The following is a 21,541-nucleotide window of genomic DNA, read 5'->3' on the forward strand; positions in this document are numbered from 1 at the left end:
ATCAAGCGTCACGATACAGTTTCTAGACTAATGACATATTCGAGCAGACCTTCACAAGCATCGACGAGCAAATCGATCACTCGCTCAAATCCCTCTGCACCGCCGTAGTAAGGATCTGGAACTTCTTTGAGAGTATGTCTGGAGCAAAAATCACACATTAGACGTACTTTATGGTGATGTTGCCCAGTCGGATCGAGATAGAGGATGTCCTCATAATTTTCTCGATCCATCGCCAAAATCAAATCAAAGTCTTGAAAATCCAATTCTTGAAACTGGCGAGCACGACCACGCATTTTTATTCCTAACTTTTGAGCAGCTGCAACGCTCATGCGTCGATCTGGGGGGCTACCAATGTGATAGCTAGATGTTCCAGCAGAGTCGCAGATAATGCGATCGCGCAGTGGCGATCCAGAAGATTGACTCCACTCAGACTGCTCGATCAGATGATTCATAATATTTTCTGCTGCTGGCGATCGGCAAATATTCCCCAGGCAGACAAATAAAAGCTTGTAAGCCATAGATTTTCTTATCCTTTGTCCTCTCTTACAAAGTTCTGAGCCTCCTTGTGGAGGAGCTTGCGCTAACGCCGGTAGCTGGCGCACCCTGCGGGAAGCCGCAAGGGCGTCTACAGACTTTGCGCTTTGTCATTAGGATAAGACAAATGACAAATGACAAACTAAGAATCACTATTTACTGAAAACCAGGAAGTTCCAACCCACTGGTCAATTCTTCCATGCGTTCCCGCATTGTTGCCGTGGACTTATTGTAGGCATCTTTCATTGCTGCCGTAATGAGATCGGAAAGTACCTCTGCTCCTTCATTGAGGGCATCTGGCGAAACTTCCACCCGCTTGGGTTCTTGATTTCCACTGACTATTACCTTAACCAGACCACCGCCTGCTTCTCCTTGGATTTCCATTTGCTCCAATTCTTCTTGGAGTCGCTTGGCACCTTCTTGTACTTGCTGCGCTTTTTTAAAGGCGTCAGCCAGTTCTTTCATTTTTCCCAAGCCAAAGCCAAATCCCTGTCCTTTACCAGTCATAATTAATTGTCCACCTGTGCTTTGATTAACAAGTCAAATTCAACAAATTCAATTATAGATGCGGTGGCTGATTTGCCTATTTTTACTCCTAGAGTTTTGCATTTGATCAAGAATGGCACAATATTACCAAAAGTAGCCAACTTTTGAACTAACAGCATAAAGCATAAATTTTCTGACTTTCTCGTTTCGTCTGCTTTTGCCTTTACATATGCTGACTGTACTGTGGGAAGATTATTGATGGGTTATGCCCAGTCAAGAATTTGATACTGCGTTTCTTGCCTTCTCATGCTTAACTTATTAAAATCTCGGTTGAAAAATACTCTCATTACACTGCTGTTGGTAACACTATTTTTAGGGATAAATACATTTGGGTGGACTCCCTCTAGTAGCGCCGGTCTACCGGCTGGGAATGCAATTACTGATGGCAAAGCTTTGTTGCGGTACGCACTGCCAATAGATAATAAACCTGTGCGAGAACTGCAAGCTAGTTTAGAAGACATTTCTAACCAATTACGGGCAAATCGACGTTGGGGTGCTGTGTCCAAAGACGTTGGCAAAGCATCACGGATACTTAACAATCCTTCCCAAATTTTGACTAGTGTCCCAGATGAACGTAAGCCTAAAGCTGAAGCTCTGATTTCTGAGTTGAAATCAGGTGTAAATGACCTGCAAGAAGTAGTTCAAACTAAAGATAAAGAACAAGTTAAAGAAAAACGAGCCGAGTTACTAAATCTAGTTGGAGAACTAGAAGAGTTAATGGTGGAGGGATTTCCCTTTGAAGTTCCTACAGAGTACAGTAATTTGCCTCAACTGAAAGGCCGTGCCACCGTGGAAATGAAAACCAATAAAGGCACTGTCACTCTCGTTGTAGATGGTTATAGCGCTCCTGTTACGGCTGGAAATTTTGTTGATTTAGTACAAAGGGGTTTTTATAACGGCTTAGAATTCACCCGTTCTGAAGAATCATATGTTCTGCAAACTGGCGATCCACCGGGCAAGGAAGTTGGTTTTGTCGATCCAAAAACTGGCAAATACCGTGCAGTTCCCCTAGAATACTTGGTTGATGGTGATAAAGAGCCTACTTACGGTATTACTTTAGAAGAAGCTGGTCGTTATACTGATTTACCAGTTTTGCCATTCTCGGCTTACGGCACGGTGGCTATGGCTCGCCCAGAAAGTGATCCTAATGGCGGTTCTTCACAATTTTTCTTCTTTTTGTATGAGCCAGAATTGACGCCAGCCGGACGCAACCTTTTGGATGGCCGTTACTCTATTTTTGGCTATGTCATTGAAGGTCAAGAAGTTTTGCGAGAATTGAAGGCGGGTGACAAAGTTGAATCGGCAAAAGTTGTCAAAGGGTTAGAAAATTTAGTCGAACCACAGCAAGCGTAGTTAGTGGTTGTTGAAAATAGGGACTAGGGGCTAGGGGCTAGGGACTAGGAATTTTAGATTTTGGGTTTTAGATGACATTACAATCCAAAATTTAATTGCCCAATCGCTTCTACCCTTTACCCTTTTGTGTACACAGTTCATTAAGTCTACTAACTACTAACTCTCAACTTTTAACTAAGATTTCCTTCGGCAAATACCTGCTTAGTTGCGATCGCTAATTCTGTAACAAAGTATTTGTGTAACGCCCAAGAACTACTGTGAACAGTGAATTCTCTTCTCATGCAAGTTCAAGACATTGGCGAACAAGGATTGTTAAAAATATTGCAGCGTTTCTGTCCCGCCGAAATTATCGGGGACGATGCAGCAGTTATTGCTACTGAAGCAGGGAAATCTCTGGTAGTAACTACAGATGTATTAGTTGATAATATTCACTTCAGTGATATTACTACATCACCAGAAGATGTGGGTTGGCGATCTGCTGCCGCTAATTTGTCGGATTTAGCGGCAATGGGCGCATTCCCATTAGGAATTACTGTTGGATTGGGGCTTCCTGGCAATGTAGCCGTCAGTTGGGTAGAACGACTCTACGAGGGTATGACAGAATGCTTGCAACAGCATGATACTCCGATTGTAGGCGGTGATGTGGTGCGATCGCCTGTAATTACCATTGCCATTACTGCTTTCGGTCAAGCTTATTCCCATCGTATTATTCGCCGTGACCAAGCTCAAGTCGGAGATGCGATTGTTGTGACTGGTGTTCATGGTGCATCTCGTGCTGGCTTAGAATTACTCCTGCATCCAGAATTGGAAAAAAACCTTAGCGATGAAGATAGAAATACTTTAATTGGCGCACACCAGCGTCCACGACCAAGATTAGATATATTACCATTGCTTTGGGCAATTCTGGATTCCCAATCCAAAATCCAAAATCACGCCACTTGCCACAACGGAGGGAACCTCCGCAACGCAGTGGCTCCAAAATCTAAAATTCCCATTGCTGGCATGGATAGCAGCGATGGCTTGGCAGATGCTGTAGTGCAAATCTGTCGTGCTAGCGGTGTTGGTGCTGTGGTTGAATTTACACAAATACCTTTACCAAAAGCTTTTGAAGGTTGGCTCACCACAGAGCAAGCACTGGAATATGCCCTATACGGTGGGGAAGATTTTGAATTGGTACTGTGTTTGCCAAAACAGCTAGCCAATGAATTAGTACAAAATTTAAATGACAGCGCAGCTATTGTAGGAGAGATTGTAGAGGGTTCAACTGTATTGCTACATGACCAAAATAAAGAATTCCCCAATCAAGTTTTGAGCCTGAATCGGGGATTTCAACATTTTAGTTAGTGTTGGTGGATAGTAGGGGCGGGTTGTGTTGATAATCTTGCTGTTCAAACTGATGATTTATCTTCTAAACCCGCACGGCAGTCGCACTCTACGCGCTTAACCCGACGCCAGGTGACGCCAGTCGCACTCGACGCGCTTAACCCGACGCCAGGTGACGCCAGGTGCTACCCTGCGGGAAGCCGCCCTCTGGGCGTCTACAACGCGCTTAACCCGCAAGGGCGCACTGGCTCCTTTATGCCGGGGAACCCTTTCGCCAGTCGCTACAAGTCGGCAAAGCCGCAAGGGCGCGCTGGCTCACCACCGCACTGGCTCCGCAACGCGCTGGCTCCTTTATGCCGGGGAACCCGTCCACCCTCCGGGTACCCGGAGGGAACGCCAAGGGCGTACAGCAGTCCCCCAACCCTTACGGGAAGCCTTACCCTTCGGGAACGTCTTCGACGAACAGGTTCAGGGGTTCGCAATCGTGACGGGAACCGCCAAGACTGCGACCCCCTCACCGCTTTGCGTCTACGCCGGGAACCGCCAAGACGGGGGCTGCTTCACCGCACTGGCTCCGCAAGGGCGCGCTGCCTCCCGTACAGTAGATAGTGGTTAAAAAAGTGACTACTAACAACTAACTACTAACCACTAACAAAACTATTTAGTCCACTTTGCCGCTACCAATTCTGCTAAGTCAAGAACACGCTGGCTATAACCCCACTCGTTGTCATACCAAGCCATAACTTTGACCATGTCACTGCCCATTACCATCGTTAAACTAGCATCAATAATGGAGGAAGCATCACTACCTTGATAGTCAGATGATACTAGGGGTAGTTCGCTATAGTCTAAAATACCCTTAAGCTGTCCTTCAGAAGCATCTTTGAGTGCTTGATTGACTTCTTCTGTAATTGTCTGCTTCTCAACCTGCACGACGAAATCCACCATTGAAACGTTGGGAGTGGGTACGCGCAATGCTACACCATTTAACTTGCCTTTAAGATCTGGCAGTACCAACGCTACAGCCTTTGCAGCACCAGTAGAGGTAGGCACAATGTTGATAGCCGCAGCACGCGCCCGCCGTGGATCTCTATGAGAAGCATCTAACAAGCGCTGGTCACCAGTGTAGCTGTGGGTAGTTGTCATTGTGCCTTTGATGATGCCGAATTTCTCGTGCAACACCTTAGCAACCGGAGCCAAGCAGTTAGTAGTACAGCTGGCGTTACTGATAATATGGTGTTTGTTGTGATCGTAGTCGTGATGATTAACACCGATCACAAAAGTACCATCTTCATTTTTGCCAGGGGCAGTGATCAAAACCTTCTTGGCTCCAGCATTGACGTGCTTCATTGCCCCTTCTTTAGCAGTAAATACACCTGTTGCTTCAATAATTAGGTCTATTTCCCACTCTTTCCAGGGCAAGTTTTCTGGATTGCGATCGGATACGCATTTAACGGTCTTGCCGTTTACGATAATTGAGTTATCATCAGCAGTAATATCAACATTCTTTAACTTCCCTAGCATCGAGTCATACTTCAGCAGGTGAGCGTTGGTTCTAGGGTCTGAGGTGTCATTTATAGCAACAAGGTCGATATTGCTATTCTCTCTACCCAACCAGCAGCGCATAAAGTTACGCCCGATGCGCCCAAAACCGTTGATAGCAACTCTAATCACAGCGTCTTGCCCTCTGTCTATATGTGCCTTATTAAATCCTATGCTTGACCCCGATCATATCGCAAAGGGGGAGTATTTATGACTATAAAGTGTTAGATCCCAAAAAAAAAATTAATTTTTATCTTTAGCTATCGGTGTAGAGGTTGCGATCGCCGATGTAGTTTCTCACTGATTCTGGGACTAAGTAGCGAAGTGATTTGCGTTCTCGACAGAATTTGCGAATTAGACTTGACGAAAGTCCAATTAAAGGGATATTCAATAATTGCCAGTGTATGATGATAGACTGCTTTGCCAGCTGCTGCTCCACTTGCTTGCAGATTAACTCGCTTTGAGCTATGCATTGAGAATCGGTAATGCGGGGTGCGATTAACCAATTACACAATTGTGCTAGTTCTTGTCCGCGATACCAATGGGGTAAGGTTTGGAAGGCATCCAAGCCGACTATCCAGTACCAATGAGTATTGGGATAAAGATTGGATAAGTCAATTAAAGTATTGATGGCATAGGAAGTTCCCGATCGCGTTTGCTCTACTAGTGAGACAGCAAACGCTGGGTGATCTGTGATCGCCGCCTGGAGCATTGCTAGGCGATCTTGAAAAGAAGCCGCTTTTTTATGAGGAGGATTATATGATGGCACCCAAATTACTTGTTCGACGCTTCCTTGATGCAAAGCTGCTTCGGCTACGATAAGATGCCCCCAATGAACTGGATCGAATGTGCCACCGAAAATTGCTACTTGCCGCATCCGCTCACTTGTTTGGCTGAATTCAATAATTAAAGCAGCATTATTACCAGTCTTTTATTGTAACTAATTCTAGCAAATAGGTAAAAATATGTGTTTCAAACTACAGCAGTTTATTTCCCGATTATGCAGAAATTTGCAGAATAAACATATTATTAGTTCAGGAAGATAAAAAATGTCAGCACGGATAAAATCATTTTGATCTAGCCAAATCTAAGCGCAACAATCTGCATATCATTCAGATATGAAATTTATACAGAGGTAGTAACGGTAAAAACAAATTCCTGTTATGATACGCGTGTCATTTGTGATTATTGTGTGGTGTGGTGTAAGAGGAGTAATAAATGGAAAATCAAGTAGACTTTAGCGGTAGACCATTTCATTTTATTGGTATCGGTGGCATTGGGATGTCTGCTTTGGCATATGTACTTGCCAAACGCCAATTGCCGGTCTCTGGTTCAGATCTTCGCCCTAACCACATTACTTGTAGGTTAGAAGCGATCGGAACTCATATTTTTGATAAGCAACAAGCAAGCAATTTGGAATTCTTTCGCCCAAGGGCAAAAGAAAATGAAGTAGTATTAAATACTCAAAAGGAAAAATCTTCTGTAGAATTAGCACAACTACCACAAGTTATTTGTTCAACTGCAATTAATACAAATAATTTGGAATATAAAGCAGCTCTGGAGTTAGGCTGCCCAATTTTTCATCGTTCTGATGTTTTAGCAGCTTTGATAGCAGAGTATCACAGCATTGCTGTTGCTGGTACTCATGGCAAAACTACCACTAGTAGTATGATTGGCTATATGCTACTTCAAGCAGGACTTGACCCAACCATTTTGGTTGGTGGCGAAGTTAATGCTTGGGAAGGCAATGCTCGACTAGGGCATAGTCCATATTTAGTCGCAGAAGCAGATGAATCAGATGGTTCTTTGGTGAAACACGCTCCCGAAATTGGCATTATCACCAATATTGAACTAGATCATCCCGATCACTACGGCAATTTAGAAGAAGTCGTTGAAATTTTCCAGACCTTTGCTAAAAGTTGTAAGATATTAGTAGGTAGTATTGATTGCGCTACCGTGCGTGATCGCTTACAGCCAACAATTAGTTATAGTTTATACCAAGAAACTGGTGCTGACTACACCGTTACTAATATAGACTATCGTGCCGATGGTACTACTGCCTTAGTATGGGAGCGCGGTAAGGCTCTAGGTGTATTAAAATTGCGTTTGCTCAGTCGTCATAACCTCAGTAATGCTTTGGCAGCAGTTGCTGTAGGTAGGATTTTGGGTTTAGAGTTCGGAGAAATTGCTAAAGGACTTGCCACTTTTGAAGGTGCAAGGCGTCGTTTTGAATTCCGGGGTGAAGTTGATGGCATTACCTTTATTGATGATTATGCTCATCATCCCAGTGAAATTCGCGCAACTCTCGCTGCTGCTCGTCTACAAGCTAGACCAGGGCAAAGAGTAGTTGCAATCTTCCAACCCCATCGATATAGTCGAACATTGGCATTTTTGGAAGAATTCGCTGAGTCTTTTACTCATGCCGATGCAGTTATACTTACTGACATTTATAGTGCGGGCGAGGTGAATTTAGGGCAGATTAGTGGTGAGCATTTGGCAGCAGAAGTTGCCAAGCATCACGAGCAGGTTTACTATCAACCTACCTTAGCCTCGATGTGTGATTTCCTACAGCATACATTGCGTCCTGGAGACTTGGCGCTATTTTTGGGAGCCGGAAATTTAAATCAAATAATTCCGGAAGTCATTGCAACACTTCGGCAGCCAGCCACAGCTACATCCTAAAAAAGATAAAGAAAAAACTGCAAAAGGCACGATTTTTATAAGATCCCAAAGGTTTTTCTCGGCTTAGAGTTGCACAGTCTAGCAATGATTCCATTGCCTTAAAATATTACCGTGTTTTTACGGTTGATGAATGTCAAAATTACACTCATTTTGGTAATATGAAAAGCTCCCAGGCAGCTGTAGATGTCTGCTCTTATTCTGGTGTGACTACGATAAAACAAGAAATTACTAGTTCAAAAAGTAAAGAAATTTACTTAGAAAACGCTGGTTGTATAATTAAATCGCAAGTTTCTTTGTCAGGGTGTACTTCTTATAGAGTAGGTGGCCCTGCTGAGTGGTATGTTGCTCCCCGCAATTTAGAGGCACTACAAGCGAGTGTCAACTACGCAAAAGAACATGAGTTACCAGTAACTATATTGGGAGCTGGTTCCAACTTGTTAGTGAGCGATCGCGGCATTCCAGGCTTGGTAATTGCTACCCGCCACCTACGCCACAGTCATTTTGACCCGCAAACAGGACAAGTTACTCTTGCAGCTGGAGAATCAATACCTAGTTTAGCATGGCAAGCAGCAGAACTCGGTTGGGAAGGGTTGGAATGGGCTGTTGGTATTCCCGGAACTGTCGGCGGTGCGGTAGTCATGAATGCAGGAGCGCACAATAGCTGCATCGCAGATATCTTAGTTAGCGCCCAAGTACTTTCTCCTGATGGTACGCTCTTAACGCTAACCCGCGATCAATTAAATTACAGTTACCGCACTTCTATGTTGCAAGGTAGCGATCGCATAGTTACGCAAGCAACTTTTCAACTGCAACCAGGTGCAGATCCTGCACAAGTAATGGCAATTACCAAGCAACACAAACAGCATCGTCTATCAACTCAACCTTATCATTTACCCAGCTGTGGTAGTGTTTTCCGCAATCCCAAACCTTACGCAGCAGGCTGGTTAATTGAACAAACCGGTTTAAAAGGCTATCAAATTGGCAAAGCGCAAGTAGCCCAGCGCCATGCTAATTTTATCGTCAACTGTGGCGGTGCTAGTGCTTGGGATATTTTTAATCTGATTCGTCACGTTCAATATCAAGTACAGGAAAATTGGTCGATTCTGTTAGAACCAGAAGTTAAAATGATCGGTGAGTTTTCATTAGCTTGTTGAAACTTGCAAATTATTAATTTAGACTCAGCGCCAGCAGCTAGCTGGCGCTTTTGCTTGTTTTGACTAAAAATAGGGTGTAGGGGGAAAAAAATTGTATTTGCGATCGCATGATATCAAATACAAATGGATACAAAAGAATTTCTTGGTAAAACCGTTGCTGTTATTGTTGATCGCCCAATGGGTTGTAGGCATCCACAGTACGGATACATTTACCCCATAAACTATGGCTATATTCCCAATACTCTCGCTCCAGATGGGCAGGAAGTGGATGCTTACATCTTGGGTATATTTGAGCCTCTAAGCTACTTTGAGGGTGATTGTATCGCCATTATTCATCGCATTAATGATGTGGATGACAAGCTAATTGTTGTACCGCAAGGTAAAAACTACAGCGACGAACAAATCTTGGCTTTGACAGAGTTCCAAGAGCAGTTTTTCGTATCGGTTGTTTTGCGCCCGTAGAGTAATTGGCGATCGCTCCTCACACCCATTCCCGTCTTCAAACATACAGATGTAAAAAAAGATATAGTTTGCATTTAAATCACCTTGACTTTCATGAATAGCAAACGTTTACTGGTGCTGATTTTGACAATAATATTGATTGCCTTTTCTTGGTGGGGTGTGATGTCGGCACGGGCTGGCTTGGTAGTGCGTCAACTAGAGCGTGAGAAAGTACCGCTATTGTACCTAGCACCAAAGAATGCATTGAAAGTACCTGGTGTTTTGGTAGCGCATGGCTATGCAGGTTCTAAGCAATTAATGCTCGGCTACGCACACGTTTTAGCCCATGCAGGTTACGCGGTAATGCTATGGGATTTTGATAGTCATGCAGCTAATAGCAAACCTTTGCAGAGAAATTCACTTTCTGGAAATTTTGAGATTGCTTATGCTGCACTTGTAGCACAACCAGAAGTAGATGCATCGCGCTTGGCTACTTTAGGACACTCGATGGGAAGTGGTGCAGTGATGGCGGCTGCAATTGACAATGACAATCGTTATGCTGCGACTGTGGCAATTTCGCCTACAAGTGCTTACGTGACAGCAAACGCACCTCGTAACCTCCAATTGCAAGCAGGCAGTTGGGAGAGTAGATTTATCGCCAATGCCCAGCGTTTATTAAAACAAGCAGGTGGAGAAAATAAGGATTTAGGTGATGGCAGGGGGCGGGAGTTTGTCGTCATCCCCAATGTCGAACACATTACAATTTTGTTTAACAATCAGAGCTATCAAGCCGCGAAAAACTGGCTCGATGCCACCTTTGGAGTGCAGCGTCAAAGTAACTATGTTGACCGTCGGATGTTTTGGTATGCTTTGCACTTATTAGCATGGTTGGCTTTACTTGGAGCAGTAGCTCCTAATTTAGCTGTGTCTTCTACTACACCCAAGGCAAGGAAGTTCAAATGCTCTGTTGGCTTACTGATAGCGCCGTTTGTGGCAACCAGTGTACTTGTATTGCTCAGTCATGTTAGCAACATTGAAAGCTTAGGTGGCATATTAGTAGGTAGTGCAATAGCCATTTGGTTTGGTGTAGCAGGTATAGCTTGGCTAATTATCATGTCACGGTTACCAATTCCTACACTCCGAGCCGCCTTTGTTGGCATAGTTCTATTTTTGGTATTGTGGACTGGCTTTGGAGTAATGGCACAGGTAGTGTGGTTGCAATGGTGGCTAATTCCAGCACGTCTAGCGTTATTTCCCTTACTGGCACTAACTTGTTTTCCTTGGTTTTTAGCATCGGGAGTGGCACAACAAAATCTTAGACTTGGAAAACGAATTCTTTGGTGGTTTGGGCAAAGCACGGTATTAATCGGAGGTTTTATTTTAGTGCTTTATCTATTGCCTCAACTTGGTTTTATTTCACTTTTGCTGCCAGTATTTCCAATTATGATAGCTATTTTCTCCTTTGCTGCTAGCTTACTCAATGCACCAGTCAGCTATGCAATTGGCAGTGCAATGTTCTTTGGTTGGACATTGGCAGCTACTTTTCCTTTGGCAAGGTAAGACTATATTAAAGACATTAGACTTCTTGCAAAAATTAGAATCTAGGTTAATTACAACCACAGATAAACACTGATAAAATCTGTGTCCATCTGTATCTATCTTTAGTCAATTTTTTTGAAAATAAAGTGAGTGCAAGAGGTTTATGACAATCATTTCCCCTTGAATATGCAGTTAATATTAAAAAACTAACCACAAAGAACACATTAGACGCGGAGCGGCTTCCCGTAAGGGTAGAACACAAAGGAAGAAATTGGTACTCATTAAGTGTAAGTTTATAGAGAATTGGTATTAGGGCAGGACAAAATTCCCTCCCTCTTTGTTTAAGTTAATAGCGAGAGAGAGGGTAAAATTTTGTAGCAATTTGGAAAATTAGGCAAATATGGGCTAAATATTTACTTGTTGGCGCTGATATAACGACCAGTACAAACCTTGTTGCTGCAACAGTTCGGAGTGAGTACCGCGTTCAACTAGAACACCCTTTTCTAGCACCAATATTAAATCTGCACGCTTGAGAGGGGCAAAACGATGGGCAATCAGAAATACAGTTCGCCCTTGAGAAACTTGTTGCAGATTTTGCAAGACTTGTTGTTCTGTTTCGCTATCTAATGCGCTGGTAGCTTCATCTAAAATCAGAATCGGTGCTTGCGAAAGAAACAGGCGTGCTAAGGCAATGCGTTGTCGCTGCCCGCCAGATAAGGCTGTACCGCGTTCGCCAACGTTGGTTTCGTAGCCGTGGGGTAAATCACTGACAAAGTCGTGAGCAACAGCGAGCCTGGCTGCTTCTACTACTTGTTCGGCGGTAATGTCGGGATTTCCAAGGGTGATGTTTTCCAATATCGAACCGTTGAACAGAAAATCTTCTTGCAGAACTACACTAATTTGTTGACGCAGTGAAACTAAATCGGCACTTTTAATATCAAAACCATCAATCAGGATACGTCCTGATTCGATTTGATACAGGCGCTGCAAAAGTTTAGAAAGAGTACTTTTACCAGAACCACTACGTCCGACAATACCAACAAACTGCCCTGGTTGGACGGAAAAAGAGATACCCCGCAAAACTGGTTCTGTGTTGGCTCGATAGCTGAAGAAGACTTGCTCAAAGCTGACTTGCCCTTTGAGAGGTGGCAGAACTAAACCAGTTCCTGGTTCGGCTTCTGGAGCTACGTTGAGAATGTCGCCAATCCTATCTACAGAAAGTAAAACTTGCTGTAAATTTTGCCATAGTTGCACTAAGCGTAGCAATGGCCCTGTGACTCTACCGGAAAGCATTTGAAAGGCAACAAGCTGTCCGATGGTAAGCTTGTTTTCAATTACTAACTTAGCCCCAAACCACAGAATCAGCAGGCTAGAAAAATTAGTAAGAAAATCACCGATATTACTGCTGATGTTCGAGGTAGTAGAGGCTCTGAAACCTGTACGAATGAAACGGGCAAACAAACCTTCCCAGCGATCGCGTGCGATTGGTTCTGCTGCATGAGCTTTGACAGAATGAATTCCCGTGACTGTCTCGACGAGAAATGATTGACTGTCGGCACTGCGATTAAAAGTTTCGTTGAGCCAATTGCGGAGAATCGGTGTGGCTACCAATGTCAAGATGGCGAACAAAGGCAATACAGCTAAAGCCGTGAAAGTGAGAGGAATATTGTAGTAAAACATCAGTGCTAGGTACACCACAGCAAAGATGCTGTCTAAGATGACAGTTAAAGCTGTACCCGTAAGAAACTGACGAATTTGTTCTAGTTCTTGAACACGGGCAACTGTGTCTCCTACCCGCCGCGATTCAAAATAGGCTAAAGGCAGACGCATCAAGTGGCGAAATAGCTGCGCCGATAAACTCAAATCCAAACGCCGGGCAGTATGGGTAAAGATAAACAATCGCAGGATACCAAGTATTGACTCAAACAGTGCCACCAACAGCAGCGCGATCGCCATGACATCGAGAGTCGCTAAACTCTCCTGCACCATGACTTTATCAATGACAACCTGGGTAATTAAGGGTGTTGTTAATCCCAAAAGCTGTAATGTAAAAGATGCTAGCAGCACTTCTATGAGTAATCTTCGGTACTTCCATACTGCTGGTAAAAACCAACCGAGATTAAATCTTTCCTGCTTCTGAATCAGTTCTACTTGCCATAGCTGCCCGTGCCAATACTCTTCCACCACTGACTGCGGCAAAACTTCACACGTGCAATCTGGATTGAGAGGATTAGCTATTGTTAGGCGATCGCCCCTGACGGCATAAACAACCACCCAACTTGCTTCACTTTCTGTCGCTCCACCCCAAGGTAACAAAGCAGGAAAAGATAACTGCTGCAAATTACTCCAACTCACTTGCAATCGCCGCATTACAAAGCCTAACTTTTCTGCTGTTTCTACCAAATGTTTTGGGCGCTGTCCTCTCAGTTGGCGCTGTACCCATTCCAATTTGACAGGATTGTCTAACTGCTGCGCCACCATTGTCAAACAAGCAGCAGCTGTGTTGCGACTGGAAACAAAGGGGTAAGTTGGTTGGGGGGAAAGAGAGGACACAGGGAGCGAGGGACGCGGGGACGCGGGGAATTGTGAATCAGGTTCTCTCCCCTTGTCCCCTTGTCTCCTTGTCTCCTTGTCCTCATTTTTCTCCGTGTCTCCGTGTCTCCGTGTCTCCGCGTCTTCTTTAGAGCCTTGCCAATACTCCTCAATCTCTGGCGTAGAAACTTCCATCCATACTGCTGCACTCCAACGCACCACGATCACGTCTTTACTGGCAGCTACAGCTTTACATTCAACAGGCAGCTGTTGCAAACTACCGAACCAATCGCCTACTTGCAGTGTTGCTAAGGGCTTCCCTGTTTCTTCTTCTCGCAAGCGAACTTTTCCAGAAACGATCAAATATTGGTAATCAGCTCCATCTTTTGGCCAAATTTTTTCTCCTAAATTAAAGCACTGACTTTCTGACTGCTTTTTCAAAAAGGTTTGTTGTTCGGCATTTAACCAGCATAGTGGTGGTTGATTCCAAGGTAGAGAGGCTAGCACCCTTGTATGTGAATATTCTTCGTCTGTAGTTTTTATTTCACTTGCAGTTTGACTGTCAGCTTTTGAATTTTCTCTGCTAGCCATTTCTCAAACAACTCATTCTGTAGTGTTTGCTTTAGTTGAGTATCTGTCAGGGAAGCTGGAAGAAATTGTTCTACACGAAACAAACCATAACGTTCTTCTAGCTCGATTGGCCCTATTATTTCTCCAGGGCTAGCTACGTCTACTGCTGCCCTGAGTTTATCTGGCATACTACCCCGGCTCACCGGCCCCATGATTCCGTTTACAATTCGGTCATCTGTAAGTGAATATTCTTTTGCTAATTGTTCAAAGCTAGCTCCTTCTTCAATTTGAGCTTGTAGTTCTTCAGCTAATTCCCGATTGTCTACTATAATTCGTGAAATTACTACGCGATCCAAGAAAATTTTCCTTTCTATAAAATATTCTTGTAGCTTATTTTCTGTGACTACAGCTTTTAATTTTTCCAACTTAAAGTTAAAAGAAATTGTTGAGTGAAATATTTCATAATCTGTACCATTATTTTTTAGCCATTCTTGAAAAGCTTTAGGCTCGCTTAGTTGATTTTTAAGCCGAAAATCAATTATTGCCTGTTCGGTTATAGCCGGACTAATGGCAATATCTTCTCTCATTTGTAATTCTTGATCAATTATATATTGACGCAGAATATCTCCTATAAATTGTCCCAATTTGCCAGAAATTTGCAGATATTTTACTACTTGTTCTAAGGAAATTGGTTGCTCATCTACATTCAAAAATGATGAAGATTCCATAAAGTAATTACCGAGATACACGCAGGCTACTAACTATACAATTTCCCAGCAAAGAAAATACTTGACTAGTTAATATTCTCAAGCGAGGACACTATTGCCATAGTAAGACTTACAAACCGGAGTCGCAACTCTAGCTTGCATAATTAAATTAGTAAAAATACCTACTTAGTATTAAGAGATAATTAGGCGATCGCAATTACCCATATCCAGGCAAAGAAAATTGCTACGATTGCACCAATCAATGTATTTAAAATATTCACTAATTCGTTAGTTAGCCAGGTATATTTTGATTGCAATGTAGCCCCAATTACACTTTCTAAATTAGTAGCAATAAACGCCGCCAATACACACCAAATTACACCTAATATTTCAATTAAACCAACTGCCCAACCAACAAAAGCGATCGCAACCGATGCGATCACGCCTGCGAAGGTTCCTTCCAAGCTTACTGCTCCTTCTGTTCCCCGTGGCACTGGCTGTAAGTTGGTAATTAGAAAAGTTCTTCTACCATAAGCTTTCCCGATTTCACTGGCACAGGTATCAGATAGCTTGGTACTAAAACTTGCCACATAGCCCAACAGTAGTAGGGACTGGGGATTGGGGACTGGGGACAAGGACATCGGAATAACTCCTAAGTCTATCATCCCTACTCCCAAAGCACACAGTGTCCCAATCAATGCAGAACCCCAGACATTTTCTGGGCCTCTTGCTCCAGAACGCTTTTCAGCTATACCTTCAGCTTCCTTTTGCGCCATGCCTACACGTGTGATCAAAGAACCAACAAGGAAATAAAACATCACAACTACATATCCTTGCCAACCCAATGTTCCCCAAATGAGTACGCCCAATAACCAAGCATGAAATAATCCGGCTGGAGTGAGTAGCTTTTTAGGGGCAATCCAGGCAACAACCAACAAAATGCTATTCAATGCTACCCCTACAAACCAGGGACTAAGAGGATTAGTTAAAGAAAGCATCTGCATTTATTCCAGAGAATTTTGCCAGAATATCAACAGCATAATTTATATCTTGTACCATTCTCAACAACTCTTAAGGCAGTTAGTGTAAATAACGTCAAACTCAGGGTTTGAAAAACAGCTTAAATGTGCTTACCTTACACAATTGCTAATTTTGTGTTCAAAATTAAATTTATATACAAAATTTGTCTTAACAATTTTTGTAGGGTGGGTACTGCTTAACTTTCCTCAAACTATTATTCTTACGTTGTGAACAGTGCTCCGAAGTTCTGAAGTTCTCTCCGGGATGCTTCGCGAGCGGAGGAAACCTCCGCACCCTTACGGGAAGTCGCTCCGCGCCTACAGACTTCTCTCCACCTTATGCTTATTGAGAAGGTTACAAGCTCTCAGTCAAGCTATATACAATTATCTGGTTTATATTTATAAACCTTGAAAAAGCATAGTTAATAAAAGTATTTGTAAATAACTTAGCATTTTTTAATCTAAATATGGATTAATTATTTACCAAGGGGAATCATCAATTGCTAAAAACATTTCCGGAGCTAATGTTTTAACAGTTCATGCTGTCAAAAAATATTCGACGAGAACATACTTATGCCCATGAATAATCATCGAAATGATTTGTTTGATACTAAAGGGCTAAATATCGCTTCCACCTCTTCTGTAAATAAGTTGAATGCTAAAGATGATGACCTTTTTCGCATCAATAGCCATAGTAGCTTTAAACTACCTGAAAATGCTCTAGAACAAGAGGTTAATATACAGGGGCGTAAAAATCGTAAATCAAAAAAAGCTAGCTCATCTGCGGCGAAAGCAGATTTAGTCATCCAAAATGCTTCAGCTCCTAATGTTGCAGTTGCTGGTAGCACGATCCAACTAACATATCAGGTAAAAAATAAAGGTAAGAGCAGTGCTGGGTTTAACTACACTGATTGTTATCTTTCTAAAGATAAAACTCTTAGTTCAGACGACAATCTTCTTGGTTGGAACTGGATAGGTGGGCTTGAAGCTGGGAGTGCGACTTCTCAGTCTTACAATGTCACTTTAGATGAAAATACTGCGCCTGGAACCTATTATCTAGTCTACAGAGCCGATGCTCTAGATAATATTTTAGAAATCAATAACAGCAACAACATTGCTGCACGTGAAATTACCATCACTGCTAAAAATAAACAAACTCAGGGCTACAATCCTACTTCTGGTTATGGTTTGGTGAATGCAGCAGCAGCAGTAGCTAGGGCTGCTGGGCAAAATACCTTTGCCGATGTTCCTAACCGTGGTGGCAATGATTGGGGAGCGGATCTAGTCAAAGCACCTGAAGCTTGGGCAAACGGATACACCGGGCAAGGCGTCGTCGTTGCTGTTTTAGATACTGGAGTAGACTACAACCATGCAGACTTGAAGAACAATATCTGGACAAATAGCAAAGAAATTCCTGGTAATGGCAAGGATGATGATGGTAATGGTTTTATAGATGATGTCTACGGTTGGAACTTTTACGGTAACAACAACAATACTCTAGATGGAAATGGTCATGGCACTCATGTCTCCGGTACAATTGCAGGGGAAAATAATGGTGTCGGTGTGACTGGTGTTGCCCACGGTGCCAAGATTATGCCAGTCAAAGTTTTAAATGATGACGGCTCTGGCTATTATAGTTCTATCGCTGATGGTATCTACTATGCTGTAAATAATGGTGCTAATGTAATTAATTTAAGTCTTGGTGGAGAATATCCCAACGGCACTTTGCAGAAAGCGATTGAATATGCCAGCAGTAAAAACGTAATTGTAGTTATGGCAGCAGGCAATGATGGTAAGTCAGTACCAGGATATCCCGCTCGTTATGCAGACAACTGGGGGCTTGCTGTTGGAGCAGTTGATAAGAATAAAAATATGGCTGATTTCTCCAATCGAGCTGGGCAAAATCCCTTGGCTTATGTCACAGCTCCTGGAGTTAAAGTTTACTCTACACTGCCAGGCGATCGCTATGCATCTTACAGTGGTACATCAATGGCTGCGCCTCATGTTGCGGGTGTAGTTGCTTTAATGCTCAGTGCTAACCGCAATTTGACTGATGCCCAAGTACGCCAAATTCTTGCAGAAACGTCAGGGAATAGTACGCAAACTACCGCTTTGAGTGGTGAAAATAACATTACTAGTTTCAGCCACAACAACAGCCTGACTACTGCTATTTCTAACTTCAACGTCAGTAGCTTTAGCAGCAACAATACTACAACTTGGAGACACGGCAATACAACAAGTGGTGATGCGGGTGCGATCGCTTCTCAAACAAGCACCAGTTCTACCAATGGAAATCACGATGGAATGTTTTTGAATTCACCCACATGGTTAGAATTCTGGAACGATTACAAAACCAGTGTGGCAAGTAGCAGTAACATTAGTACCAATGGGGATGAGGTAGAAAATATAGTAGGGAAACGCAAAGCACTACTAGAAGCAGTATAGGCGAATAAGTTGAATTTATTCCCTCAGACTTCTAGTCTGAGGCTACACAAACAAAGTCTACGGAGGCAGGTTAAATACCTTAAATACAAAAATTCTATCTACCTCACCGAAAATGCTTCGCTAAACCTGCGAGTCACCGGCTCTAAGATAAAAGTTAAAACTGACTTTTGGCGAGTGACTATTTCGCCACTCGCAGCCATACCTGGAGTAAATGCTACTTCTTTACCCCGCACCATCATCGAATGTTTGTTCAGTTTAATTCTGGTGGGAAAAACTAAGCCCAATTCCTTATCTACAATGGCATTTGGGCTAACTTGTACTACTTCGCCATCGACTGTGCCAAATTCCTGAAAAGGAAAAGTCGCCATTTTGACTTTTGCCTTCATTCCCTCACGAATAAAGCCAATGTCACGGTTGAGGACTTTGACTTCCAGGAGTAGTTCTTCCCCATCTGGTAGAATAGACAGCAATTCTTCACCTGCTTGTACAGGGCCTTTTGTGGCTTTGATTCCGTAAATTGTTCCAGATACGGGAGCTTCAATAGTCTCCTTTTGGCGTTGCTTTTGTGCCTGTTCTAACTGCCCTTGAACGTTGGTTAGTTCTTCTTTACGCTTATTAATTTGGGTTAAAATTTCGCTTTGACGTTCTGATGCTAAACGCTGTGCCTGAGTGCGAGCTGCTTGATATGCTGCTTGTGCTTGCAGAATTTCTTGCTTTTGGGCATCAATATCTTTTGCTAGGGATGTAACTTTATCTTGGGCTTCTGTAAGTTTATTTTGGGCGTTAGTGACTTCATCGTTTGCTCTGGTGATTTCGGCATTTGCACGGTTGAGTCTATCTTGCGCCTCCAGATAATCTAATCGCGGTACGGCACCAGAACCTGTAAGAGTACGAAGGCTTTGTTCTCTTTGTTGGGCGATCGCTAGGTTGTTAACTACTTTTTCTTGGATTTTGCGAGCGTTAGCGAGGTTAGTTTTGGCATTAGCGACACTAGTTCTGGCATTGACTAGGTTATCTTGCAAACGGGTTAAGCGCACTTTTGCCTGCTCGATTAGTGCGGCTTGACGATTTGCTTCTGCTTCTGCTGCTGTTTGACGTGCTTTGTAGTCTTGCAAACGTGATGTCAGAAGTTCATCTTGCAGTTGCGTACCAGTATTCGTAACTCCTGTACGTTCTGCATCCAAACGGCGCAAGTCTTGTTGAATCAAATTGGTAGATTTTGCCAAGCGTGCTACATCAGCTTCCTGTAAATCTGGATCGCGTTCAATCAAAATTTGACCTTTATTGACGCGATCGCCTTCTTTTACTTTTACCGTGACAATTGAACCGTTCCCTAAAGATGTTACTGGTCGAACTTGGGTAGAAGCAATTAAGTCTCCTGATGCTCTTGCTACTTCATCTATTTGAGAGAAATGCGCCCAGCCAATTGCTCCAAATACGATTACACTTATTGTTCCTGCTAAAAATCTTGTATAAAGTGGCGGTAACTCTTGTACCGCCTTGCCCAATTCATAAGATAGTTGTTCGTCTGGTTTAGCAAATCGCTGTTTAGTTTGACGTGCTTGTGCCGGGTTCGCAGCAAGGGAATATCTCATAAGAATTTTAGATTAGAGACTAGGTACTGGGGACTGGGTACTGGTGATCGGGTATTGGGTATTAAGAGTTCTTTCTTCCTAATCCCTAATCCCTAGTCCCCAGTCCCTATTTAAACCGCCAAATAACGTCGCAAGAAGTTTTCCAAAGGCTCCAACTTCAAATCAAAAATTGCCTCTAAATTGGCAATTTCTTCTTTTGTACAGAAAAATTCATTTGCCAGCAATGTGCGAAAAGTTCCCAAGTTTTTTTGAGCTTGCGGATTCATAAAACCTAAGACATTACGTAACCCATCAATGACAAACATTGGTGGATTAATTATGACTGGCTCTTTGTTAAAGATCCGACCTAAAATTCGGGGAATATCCTCTCGTGATAAAACCTCCGGGCCTCCGACGGGTAAAATCTGATTACGAGCGGCTGGAATCGTTACAGAATCAACTACCATCTTTGCCAAATCATCTGTACTCACAATTGAAGTCCGGTTTTTGGGATCTCCAATGAGTAAATATACTCCTGTTTCCCGAAATCTTTCTGCTAAAGGCAGCAAATTTGATGCTAGTCCAGCTGGACGTAAAATAGTGTAGTTTAAGCCACTACTTTCCAAATATCTTTCTACAGCTCTTTTTGCCTTAAATACTGGAGCATCTTCATATCCTCTATCGGCTCCCAATACAGAAATAAAAACAAAGTGCTGTACTCCATTAGCTTTTGCTTGATCAATCAGTTCTATATTGGCACGATAGTCTAAAGCTAGCGGATTCCCATCGGAACCATGAGTGCTGATCACATACTGGACATTTTGACAAGCTTTGTGAATATCATTTTCCTGTTGTAAGTCACCAATAAAGATGTCAGCGCCCCGGTGTTCTAATTCTCCATAGCGTGAAGTCAGGCGCACAAATGCCCGTACTGGCATTGCTCGTTCCCGTAGCAGTCGCACGACGCGACGACCGATTCCTCCCGTTGCTCCTGTGACTAGAAACATAACAATTTTGGATTTTGGATTGGGTATTGGATACTTGGGATTGGGGATTAGGAACAAGAAGACACGGGGCAGGGGTGACAAGGAGACAAGGAGAGAGAACGTGAGTCACGAGCTTTCCCCTTCCAATTTTCCTCTTCCCCATCCTCTTACTAGTCCCTAGTCACCAGTCCCCAGGTGTATGGCAGCGCTCTTGGCGAGACTGCAAGTAAACAAACAATAAAAAGTCGCCACGCACTATCTTTTGTTTTGTGCGTTAACACACTCTACTAATTTAATAATTACTTTATAAATGCTCCTACATCCCAGGCGATAGCTACTTGCTACAAAATTACTAAGCTTTGATAGGTTCGCTGTAACCAAAAGTGATTATGCTTGGCGATCGCCTTCCCTCATGATCGCTACAACTCGTCGCTTCATCACAGGAGAAATCAAACAAGCTTGCTCTTCTATCGAAAGTGATACTATTTCACGAAAAGGCTGATATGGATGTACCCCACCGCCTACGGCACCTCCCCTTAGTAAGGGGAGGTTGGGAGGGGTTGAATATGAATCACTCAAAAAGTGAAATGGTAT

Annotated in this window: 18 protein-coding genes; 7 read left to right on the forward strand and 11 right to left on the reverse strand. The window is 43.1% G+C overall.

Annotation, left to right across the window (positions count from 1 at the left end; translation table 11 throughout):
- Positions 1–8: 8 nt before the first annotated feature.
- Together QUB80_RS32910 and QUB80_RS32915 are read right to left on the reverse strand one after the other, a co-directional pair.
- Complete coding sequence (locus tag QUB80_RS32910) at positions 9–518, reverse strand: low molecular weight protein-tyrosine-phosphatase (RefSeq protein WP_289793665.1); 510 nt, start codon at positions 516–518, stop codon at positions 9–11.
- 172 nt (positions 519–690) lie between these two features.
- Complete coding sequence (locus tag QUB80_RS32915) at positions 691–1,041, reverse strand: YbaB/EbfC family nucleoid-associated protein (protein ID WP_289793666.1); 351 nt, start codon at positions 1,039–1,041, stop codon at positions 691–693.
- Positions 1,042–1,326: 285 nt separating this feature from the next.
- Here QUB80_RS32915 and QUB80_RS32920 point away from each other — a divergent pair, with 285 nt between their 5' ends.
- Entirely contained in the window at positions 1,327–2,433 is a 1,107-nt protein-coding gene (locus QUB80_RS32920) for a peptidylprolyl isomerase (RefSeq protein ID WP_289793667.1), read from the forward strand.
- Positions 2,434–2,712: 279 nt separating this feature from the next.
- On the forward strand, positions 2,713–3,777 hold the full coding sequence (gene thiL, locus QUB80_RS32925; protein WP_289793668.1) for a thiamine-phosphate kinase: 1,065 nt from the start codon (positions 2,713–2,715) through the stop codon (positions 3,775–3,777).
- Between the two features lie 96 nt (positions 3,778–3,873).
- Here thiL and QUB80_RS32930 read toward each other — a convergent pair whose 3' ends face one another.
- The 3 genes from QUB80_RS32930 to nadD form a co-directional block, all read right to left on the reverse strand.
- On the reverse strand, positions 3,874–4,059 hold the full coding sequence (locus QUB80_RS32930) for a hypothetical protein (protein ID WP_289793669.1): 186 nt from the start codon (positions 4,057–4,059) through the stop codon (positions 3,874–3,876).
- Positions 4,060–4,413: 354 nt separating this feature from the next.
- Positions 4,414–5,430 (reverse strand): type I glyceraldehyde-3-phosphate dehydrogenase, encoded by a 1,017-nt coding sequence (locus QUB80_RS32935; protein WP_289793670.1) that lies wholly within the window; start codon positions 5,428–5,430, stop codon positions 4,414–4,416.
- Positions 5,431–5,554: 124 nt separating this feature from the next.
- Complete coding sequence (gene nadD / locus QUB80_RS32940) at positions 5,555–6,175, reverse strand: nicotinate (nicotinamide) nucleotide adenylyltransferase (protein WP_289793671.1); 621 nt, start codon at positions 6,173–6,175, stop codon at positions 5,555–5,557.
- 341 nt (positions 6,176–6,516) lie between these two features.
- Here nadD and murC point away from each other — a divergent pair, with 341 nt between their 5' ends.
- The 4 genes from murC (at position 6,517) to QUB80_RS32960 (ending at position 11,135) form a co-directional block, all read left to right on the forward strand.
- On the forward strand, positions 6,517–7,980 hold the full coding sequence (gene murC, locus QUB80_RS32945) for a UDP-N-acetylmuramate--L-alanine ligase (RefSeq protein WP_289793672.1): 1,464 nt from the start codon (positions 6,517–6,519) through the stop codon (positions 7,978–7,980).
- Between the two features lie 158 nt (positions 7,981–8,138).
- Complete coding sequence (gene murB / locus QUB80_RS32950; RefSeq protein WP_289793673.1) at positions 8,139–9,134, forward strand: UDP-N-acetylmuramate dehydrogenase; 996 nt, start codon at positions 8,139–8,141, stop codon at positions 9,132–9,134.
- A 123-nt stretch (positions 9,135–9,257) separates the two neighbouring features.
- On the forward strand, positions 9,258–9,596 hold the full coding sequence (locus QUB80_RS32955; protein ID WP_289793674.1) for an inorganic diphosphatase: 339 nt from the start codon (positions 9,258–9,260) through the stop codon (positions 9,594–9,596).
- A 93-nt stretch (positions 9,597–9,689) separates the two neighbouring features.
- Positions 9,690–11,135: an alpha/beta hydrolase gene (locus QUB80_RS32960; RefSeq protein ID WP_289793675.1), complete on the forward strand. Its 1,446-nt coding sequence runs from the start codon at positions 9,690–9,692 to the stop codon at positions 11,133–11,135.
- 384 nt (positions 11,136–11,519) lie between these two features.
- Here the strand turns inward: QUB80_RS32960 and QUB80_RS32965 are convergent, their stop codons facing one another.
- The 3 genes from QUB80_RS32965 to QUB80_RS32975 all read right to left on the reverse strand — a co-directional run bounded on the left by QUB80_RS32965 (position 11,520) and on the right by QUB80_RS32975 (position 15,921).
- Positions 11,520–14,237, reverse strand: coding sequence for a type I secretion system permease/ATPase (locus tag QUB80_RS32965; RefSeq protein WP_289793676.1), 2,718 nt, complete (start codon positions 14,235–14,237; stop codon positions 11,520–11,522).
- Entirely contained in the window at positions 14,186–14,944 is a 759-nt protein-coding gene (locus QUB80_RS32970) for a peptidylprolyl isomerase (protein WP_289793677.1), read from the reverse strand. The genes QUB80_RS32965 and QUB80_RS32970 overlap by 52 nt, the downstream gene beginning before the upstream one ends.
- A 182-nt stretch (positions 14,945–15,126) precedes the next feature.
- Positions 15,127–15,921 carry a TIGR00297 family protein gene (locus QUB80_RS32975; protein ID WP_289793678.1) on the reverse strand — a complete coding sequence of 265 codons (795 nt, stop codon included), beginning with the start codon at positions 15,919–15,921 and terminating at the stop codon, positions 15,127–15,129.
- Between the two features lie 600 nt (positions 15,922–16,521).
- Here QUB80_RS32975 and QUB80_RS32980 point away from each other — a divergent pair.
- Positions 16,522–18,387, forward strand: a complete 1,866-nt coding sequence (locus tag QUB80_RS32980; RefSeq protein ID WP_289793679.1) for a S8 family serine peptidase — start codon at positions 16,522–16,524, stop codon at positions 18,385–18,387.
- Positions 18,388–18,485: 98 nt separating this feature from the next.
- Here QUB80_RS32980 and QUB80_RS32985 read toward each other — a convergent pair whose 3' ends face one another.
- The 3 genes from QUB80_RS32985 to QUB80_RS32995 form a co-directional block, all read right to left on the reverse strand.
- Complete coding sequence (locus QUB80_RS32985) at positions 18,486–19,982, reverse strand: beta-barrel domain-containing protein (protein ID WP_289793680.1); 1,497 nt, start codon at positions 19,980–19,982, stop codon at positions 18,486–18,488.
- Between the two features lie 110 nt (positions 19,983–20,092).
- Positions 20,093–20,968, reverse strand: coding sequence for an SDR family oxidoreductase (locus tag QUB80_RS32990; RefSeq protein WP_289793681.1), 876 nt, complete (start codon positions 20,966–20,968; stop codon positions 20,093–20,095).
- A gap of 366 nt (positions 20,969–21,334) precedes the next feature.
- Positions 21,335–21,541: hypothetical protein (locus tag QUB80_RS32995; RefSeq protein ID WP_289793682.1), on the reverse strand; the 207-nt coding region annotated here is incomplete at its 5' end.

Origin of the sequence: Chlorogloeopsis sp. ULAP01, assembly GCF_030381805.1 — a bacterium.
Taxonomy (GTDB): Bacteria; Cyanobacteriota; Cyanobacteriia; order Cyanobacteriales; family Nostocaceae; genus Chlorogloeopsis.

What these genes read in the sequence shown, in the direction of transcription:
- nadD (WP_289793671.1), bottom strand. Translation starts at nt 6,175, where the DNA reads ATGCGGCAAGTAGCAATTTTCGGTGGCACATTCGATCCAGTTCATTGG.
- murB (WP_289793673.1), top strand. Translation starts at nt 8,139, where the DNA reads ATGAAAAGCTCCCAGGCAGCTGTAGATGTCTGCTCTTATTCTGGTGTG.
- QUB80_RS32970 (WP_289793677.1), bottom strand. Translation starts at nt 14,944, where the DNA reads ATGGAATCTTCATCATTTTTGAATGTAGATGAGCAACCAATTTCCTTA.
- QUB80_RS32985 (WP_289793680.1), bottom strand. Translation starts at nt 19,982, where the DNA reads ATGAGATATTCCCTTGCTGCGAACCCGGCACAAGCACGTCAAACTAAA.
- QUB80_RS32915 (WP_289793666.1), bottom strand. Translation starts at nt 1,041, where the DNA reads ATGACTGGTAAAGGACAGGGATTTGGCTTTGGCTTGGGAAAAATGAAA.
- QUB80_RS32960 (WP_289793675.1), top strand. Translation starts at nt 9,690, where the DNA reads ATGAATAGCAAACGTTTACTGGTGCTGATTTTGACAATAATATTGATT.
- thiL (WP_289793668.1), top strand. Translation starts at nt 2,713, where the DNA reads ATGCAAGTTCAAGACATTGGCGAACAAGGATTGTTAAAAATATTGCAG.
- QUB80_RS32920 (WP_289793667.1), top strand. Translation starts at nt 1,327, where the DNA reads ATGCTTAACTTATTAAAATCTCGGTTGAAAAATACTCTCATTACACTG.
- QUB80_RS32955 (WP_289793674.1), top strand. Translation starts at nt 9,258, where the DNA reads ATGGATACAAAAGAATTTCTTGGTAAAACCGTTGCTGTTATTGTTGAT.
- QUB80_RS32910 (WP_289793665.1), bottom strand. Translation starts at nt 518, where the DNA reads ATGGCTTACAAGCTTTTATTTGTCTGCCTGGGGAATATTTGCCGATCG.
- QUB80_RS32975 (WP_289793678.1), bottom strand. Translation starts at nt 15,921, where the DNA reads ATGCTTTCTTTAACTAATCCTCTTAGTCCCTGGTTTGTAGGGGTAGCA.
- QUB80_RS32990 (WP_289793681.1), bottom strand. Translation starts at nt 20,968, where the DNA reads ATGTTTCTAGTCACAGGAGCAACGGGAGGAATCGGTCGTCGCGTCGTG.
- QUB80_RS32965 (WP_289793676.1), bottom strand. Translation starts at nt 14,237, where the DNA reads ATGGCTAGCAGAGAAAATTCAAAAGCTGACAGTCAAACTGCAAGTGAA.
- murC (WP_289793672.1), top strand. Translation starts at nt 6,517, where the DNA reads ATGGAAAATCAAGTAGACTTTAGCGGTAGACCATTTCATTTTATTGGT.
- QUB80_RS32980 (WP_289793679.1), top strand. Translation starts at nt 16,522, where the DNA reads ATGAATAATCATCGAAATGATTTGTTTGATACTAAAGGGCTAAATATC.